Consider the following 6,184-nt stretch of genomic DNA (forward strand, 5'->3'; position numbering starts at 1 on the left):
ACATCGCTGCGCTTGTCACCCCTCTCTACGCAAGCGTAAAGAGGGGATTTTTATTTTTTGCTTTTACCCTCTTTGCGGCGCAGCCGGAGAGAGGGTGGTCCAGCGAAGCGTAGACCGGGTGAGTAAACTATGCGATTTGCAAAGCAGGCCAACATCTATATTAAGCCGCTTCATCTTTAGTATTCCGTACCAGGCTTATCCCCGTTGAAAAGAAGATCAGCGAAATGATCCCTATTACCACCATGGTAGTTACTTGAGCGCTATGATTGATGATAGCTATACCGGTATAAATGAGGCCAACTATACCAAGCACGCTCAGTATGGTTCCGAATGTTCGTTTTAAGTTCATGACAGGTGTGCTGTTTTTTATGAGCATTTTTTAAAAAACAAATAACACACCAATAATAAATACTACTTTTATTTTAAACATAATAAACCAAACCATGCCCGAATCATTTGGATCATTGATAACAATCATCATTTTCGTTGTTATCCTCATTACCGTTTTTACCTCGTTTGTGTCTGTAAAACAGGGCACAATAGTAGTAATAACCGTTTTTGGCAAATACCGCCGCATCCTTACACCGGGATTAAATTTCAAGATCCCTTTTATCGAAAACATCTATTCTAAGATCTCTATCCAAAACCGCTCTGTGGAGCTGGAGTTCCAGGCAGTAACTTTTGATCAGGCCAATGTTTATTTTAAAGCCATGCTGCTGTATTCGGTACTGGATCAACAGGAAGAAACTATCAAAAACGTAGCTTTTAAATTTGTTGACGAACGTAACCTGATGCAGGCCCTCATTCGCACCGTTGAAGGTTCGATCCGCGCTTTTGTAGCTACCAAACGCCAGAGCGAGGTATTGATATTACGCCGCGATATTGTGGAACACGTAAAAGAGCAGCTGGATGTGATACTGGAAGGCTGGGGATATCATCTTCAGGATCTGCAATTGAACGATATCACTTTTGACGATGTGATCATGAAATCAATGAGCCAGGTAGTAGCTTCCAATAACTTAAAGGCTGCCGCCGAAAACGAAGGCCAGGCCCTGCTCATCACCAAAACCAAAGCAGCTGAAGCCGAAGGTAACGCCATCAAAATTTCGGCACAGGCCGAACGTGAGGCAGCACAATTACGCGGACAAGGTATAGCGTTGTTCCGCGAGGAAGTTGCCCGTGGTATGACCGTAGCCGCAAAAGAAATGGCCGAAGCCAATATGGATACTTCAGTGATCTTGTTCACCATGTGGACAGAATCCATCAAACACTTCTCCGAAAACTCGAAAGGGAATGTTATTTTCCTTGATGGCTCAACCGATCAGATGCAACATACGTTAAAAGAAATGATGGCCTTAAACCTTTTACATACCGACAACGTCAAAAAGTAAAAGTTTAAAACCGCCATTTTTTAAATGAAAAGAAATATAGTGAAAGGGATAGGCTTCACGGCCATGTGTTTTTTAGCGATGATCACGCCGGCTTCGGCGCAATCATTTCATCAGCTTACCGCCAATGATTTTTGGGGAACGCCGCGGGCTAATGCCGGCGGCGTTGTAGCTTATACCAATTGCACTATCGATTATCGTTACCAGGCCAGGCGCGAAGGCGGAGGATACCGGCTTAACTTCAACATCAGGCTTATCCTTAATAACAACAAATCGTGGCTTGACAGGAGTCAGGTTAGTACCCCACAGCAAATGACCGAGATATTAAAGCATGAACAGGGGCACTACACTATCGCCTTTTTAGAGCAGCAGGAATTATTGCGAATAGTGGGCCGTACCCGTTTCAGCAATAATTATAACTATGAGGCCATGGCTATCTTTAACCGCATCGACGCCAAATACAAACAGCTCAATGCCGATTATGATGAGGATACAGCCCACATGACCGACCGAAAGCAACAACGCAGCTGGGACATGTACTTTCAGCAAAAGCTTAAGTTTTTGCCGGAGGATACGGAGAGTTGATTTATTAAATCTCCTCTTGAGAGGGGGCGCGAAGGAAAGAGCGGTGGCAGGGGGGCAGCAAGCGATAATAAAAGCAGAGACACCCTAATCTTGCGCTCGTTTGTAACGAGCGCTTAATATGGTTGGGCGATTGTATCGCCCGTGCGTTATAAACGCAAACCCAGTTACGCACTCGTTAAAAACGAGCGCGAGTTAAGAAGAATCGTATTTTAAGCGTAGGCGCTCAAACCTGCTACAACACTTTGCAGCAAACCTGCAACCCGCCTATATTTGCTTTTATCGGCATGACTGAGCAATCACCCATTATCCATCGTAAAATTATCCATATTGATATGGATGCTTTTTACGCGTCGGTTGAGCAACGGGACTTTCCCGAATACAGGGGCAAACCTTTGGTGGTTGGTGGTTTGCCCGAAGGACGTGGAGGTGTCGTAGCTACCGCCAGTTATGAGGCCCGGAAGTTTGGGATCCGTTCGGCTATGTCGTCGAAAAAAGCCTTGCAGCTTTGTCCGCATGCTTTGTTTGTACGGCCCAGGTTTAATGTATACCGGGAGGTATCGCAGCATATCCGGGAAGTTTTTAGCCGATATACGGATTTGATCGAACCGCTTTCCTTAGATGAAGCTTACCTTGATGTAACTAACGACAAGCAAGGTATCGGCTCGGCCATTGATATAGCCAAGCTCATTAAACAAGCCATTAAAGATGAATTGCAGCTCACTGCATCGGCGGGGGTATCTATCAATAAATTTGTAGCCAAAATAGCATCCGATATCAATAAGCCTGATGGCCTCAAGTTCATCGGCCCATCAAGCATCGAGAGCTTTATGGAGCAGCTGCCGGTCGAAAAGTTTTTTGGCGTGGGCAAGGTGACCGCTCAAAAAATGAAGCAAATGGGCCTGCATACCGGGGCCGATTTAAAAAAGCTTGAAGAGAGTGAACTTACCCGTCACTTCGGTAAAGTGGGGAGGTTTTACTACCAGATAGTACGCGGCATTGATAACCGGGAAGTGCAACCCCACCGGGAAACCAAATCCCTGGGCGCTGAAGATACTTTTGCTTATGATTTGACAACATTGGAAGAGATGGAGGCCGAGCTTGATAAGATAGCGGTTACCGTACACAATCGGCTGCTGAAATATGAGTTGAAAGGTCGCACTATTACCCTTAAGGTAAAATACCACGATTTTAAACAGATCACCCGGAACCAATCATTCCCAACCCCGGTAAACGACCTGGAAACTATCAGCAATACTGCCAAACAACTCATGGCTGTAACGGGTGTTGATGATGTAAAAGTGCGGTTGCTTGGTATTTCGCTTTCTAATTTTGGGGAAGCGGTGGTAAAGCAACGGGATGACAAAGAGCTTGGGCCTGGGGATCAGTTGGAATTGGAGTTGTAAGTCATTTCCCAGGGCCGTGTCCCCACGGCCCGATGGTACAATACTTAAATTTATGTCATTGGAGGAGGAACGACGAAGCAATCGCATGCTGTACAGAGCGGATTTGCTTCCGTGCGATTGCCGCGCTACGCTCGCAATGACATCTCTATCCTTAATTCACCATTCTCCCCGCAATATCCACCGACCTCCCAAAAGGGTTAAAAAACCTGTTGGCCAATATGGCAAATTCCCGGCGGGTTACGGGGCGTTTCTTATCAAAAGGAGATGCAAACTTATATTGCTCTTTCCAGGCTTTCTGCATGGCAATCTCCAGTGTGTGCGGATCGGTTAGCGTAGTTTCACTGATAAATGACAACAGGTTACCTACGGTGAACATCGGGCCGGGCTTTTCTTTATTGAACCATAAGAAGCCACGGGTATAAGTTTCTTCCAGGGTTGGCCTTATTTCGGCAGTGAGCACTAATGAATCGGGCTGAAACAGCAACCTGACGGTATTACCCTCTGTGTTATGCACCCCTTTTAATAATCCGGATGCTCCTATCTGTTGGATAGCCCTAAAATATGGGTCGGTTGGTTTAACGTCGGTAAAAGGCACGATCCAGGCTTTAAAATCGAGCAGTTCGCCCTGGATTATCCGCACATTTAAGTTTTGCGTTGTGGTTTTAAAAAAAGCGCAGAAAGCGGCAGTTGCCCCGGCACCCTGCCCAATAGCCATTTGTACTGATGGGTACATGGTGCTGGCATTTACCAAATGCGTTACCGACATGGCTTTTTCCGTCACCAGTAAATTATCCAGGTCTTTAAGCACAATGGCACCCAGCGGCACACCATAGGCAGGGAAAGGTGGATAATTAACTTTCGGAGCGTTTGCATCCGTATAGTGCTGGCCCGGCGAGGCATCGCCAACAGCAATGGCTGTACGGTAAAGCTTTGATTCGCGGTCGTACGGTTTGTACACATCATCCAGCATCATCCTCACCAATCCTTTTGTCGGGCGACCAGCCTCACGCAGATACGGGATACATGGCAGGTGGTCGGGCGTAGTAAAACCGTCGTCTATCCCCAGGTTTTTGTAGCCCAGTTCAGTTTGCAAATAGTATACCAAACCCAAAGTATGCAGGCACGCTTTAGCATAAAAAGCCTCCCGGTTTTCAGATTTTAAATTGTCGGGAGTAACAGGGAACTGGTTTCCGCATTCCGCCCATTTGATCATATACTTGTCGTTAGGCAGCCTGCCATCGTTAAGCATTTTTTTGATGTTCTTCCCTTTAAGGCAAGTGTATGCTGTGGCATCATACCCTTCGGGCCTGGGAATAGTTTTATCGGCTGAAGCGCCAAAATCTTTCAAAATGGCAATCCAGGTAAGGTCCTGTAGTTGTGCCAATTCATTATCAGGTGCAAGTGCCTCAGCAGTTTGCTTTTTACTCTCAAAACCATAAATGTAGGTTTCGCCTGCTTTGGCAGCTACATCGCCGGTTTCGGTGGCGTCAATTACTACTTTGGCTTTTACGGTCGTGATTTTTCCGTCGATGGAAATGCTTACATCCCAGCCGGTACCATCTTTTTTAATACCTGTAAATGGGGTGTTTAATTTTACAGTGAGATTTTTTACTGTGTCGGTTATTTTTTTGAGGATGGCTGCGCCTGTATAGGGTTCAAATCTTAATGCTGCGTTGTAGGCAGTATCGTAACCCGGCGTTTTGCTGTAAAAATCCCGTACCCTGCGCCTGAACTCGCCCCAGATGCCTGTTGGTAAATTGCGGTTGCCGTCAATAACGCACATCCCGCCCGATGTCATACTACCGCCCAGCCAGGGGCCCTGCTCAACCAGCATGGTTTTTAGTTTGCTTCGCGCGCCTTGTATGGCCGCCGCTGTTCCGCTTGCGCCTCCGCCTATTACTAATATGTCGGTTTTAATGGTTTGTGCGAAGGAGAGCGTACAGTTAAAAACAAAAAGTACGGCCAGTAACTTTTTTATCATCAGTTAAATTAACAATCTACAGAACGCTAAAATAGGTCAAAAGCTTGTGGTAGTATAAAATAATACCTAATTTAAATTTTTTTAACAGTTATGATGACAGACGAAGAAATGAAATACCCTATCGGGAAGTTTGCCCCCCCGGCTTCGTACACTACCGAAGATATGCGCGGCTGGATAGAAGATATTGCTACCCTGCCGGGGAAGCTACGTCATGCAATTGCCGGTCTTAATTACCAGGAGCTGGATACCCCATACCGTACCGGCGGCTGGACACTGCGCCAGGTGATCCACCATTTGGCCGATAGCCATATGAACTCCATCACCCGCTTTAAACTTGCCCTTACCGAAAATAACCCAACCATAAAACCATATGAAGAGGCTGACTGGGCCCTGCTGCCCGATTACCGCCTGCCGGTTGAGCCATCGTTAAAAATGCTGGAAGGCATCCATCAGCATTTTGTGGCCTTGTTTGAAAGTTTTACCGAAAATGAATGGGCACGGACATTTGTACACCCGGCTTCGGGCGATACGATATCGCTGAAAAAAGGCCTTGCCATGTACGCCTGGCACAGCAACCATCATTTAGCACATGTAACGGAGACGGTAAAGAAGTTTGTAAAGGTGAGCTAAAAGCCAGATTTGAGCCGAAAGCTTAAGGCTTAAAGCCAAAAAGCTTTTGTGTTCCCTCAGGGTCCTCTGCGAGTTTAAGTTAACCCACAAAATTCACCAACCTGAAAGTTCAATAGGAGGCACCTACGGAGCCCCAAAATGTGCTTTTTAAAGCTATAAACACGTGGCCCCGCTGGGGCCGGCAAGGTTTTACAACA

General features: G+C 46.3%; 6 protein-coding genes. 4 read left to right on the forward strand and 2 right to left on the reverse strand.

Annotation, left to right across the window (positions count from 1 at the left end; translation table 11 throughout):
* Window positions 1–160 precede the first annotated feature (160 nt).
* Window positions 161–349 (reverse strand): hypothetical protein, encoded by a 189-nt coding sequence (locus VF500_RS17875; RefSeq protein ID WP_091210348.1) that lies wholly within the window; start codon window positions 347–349, stop codon window positions 161–163.
* A gap of 94 nt (window positions 350–443) precedes the next feature.
* Between VF500_RS17875 and VF500_RS17880 the strand changes: the two genes are divergently transcribed.
* From VF500_RS17880 to dinB, 3 genes are all read left to right on the forward strand, one after another.
* Window positions 444–1,391, forward strand: coding sequence for an SPFH domain-containing protein (locus tag VF500_RS17880; RefSeq protein WP_330860983.1), 948 nt, complete (start codon window positions 444–446; stop codon window positions 1,389–1,391).
* Between the two features lie 24 nt (window positions 1,392–1,415).
* On the forward strand, window positions 1,416–1,973 hold the full coding sequence (locus tag VF500_RS17885; RefSeq protein WP_330860984.1) for a DUF922 domain-containing protein: 558 nt from the start codon (window positions 1,416–1,418) through the stop codon (window positions 1,971–1,973).
* 284 nt (window positions 1,974–2,257) lie between these two features.
* A complete protein-coding gene (dinB, locus tag VF500_RS17890) occupies window positions 2,258–3,376 on the forward strand; it encodes a DNA polymerase IV (RefSeq protein WP_330860985.1) in 1,119 nt (372 codons plus the stop codon).
* Window positions 3,377–3,527: 151 nt separating this feature from the next.
* On the opposite strand, the gene VF500_RS17895 is transcribed toward dinB, so the two are convergent.
* Complete coding sequence (locus VF500_RS17895) at window positions 3,528–5,357, reverse strand: FAD-dependent oxidoreductase (protein ID WP_330860986.1); 1,830 nt, start codon at window positions 5,355–5,357, stop codon at window positions 3,528–3,530.
* Between the two features lie 90 nt (window positions 5,358–5,447).
* Here VF500_RS17895 and VF500_RS17900 point away from each other — a divergent pair, with 90 nt between their 5' ends.
* On the forward strand, window positions 5,448–5,987 hold the full coding sequence (locus VF500_RS17900; protein WP_330860987.1) for a YfiT family bacillithiol transferase: 540 nt from the start codon (window positions 5,448–5,450) through the stop codon (window positions 5,985–5,987).
* Window positions 5,988–6,184 lie beyond the last annotated feature (197 nt).

Source organism: Mucilaginibacter sp., assembly GCF_036383575.1.
Classification (GTDB): domain Bacteria; phylum Bacteroidota; class Bacteroidia; order Sphingobacteriales; family Sphingobacteriaceae; genus Mucilaginibacter.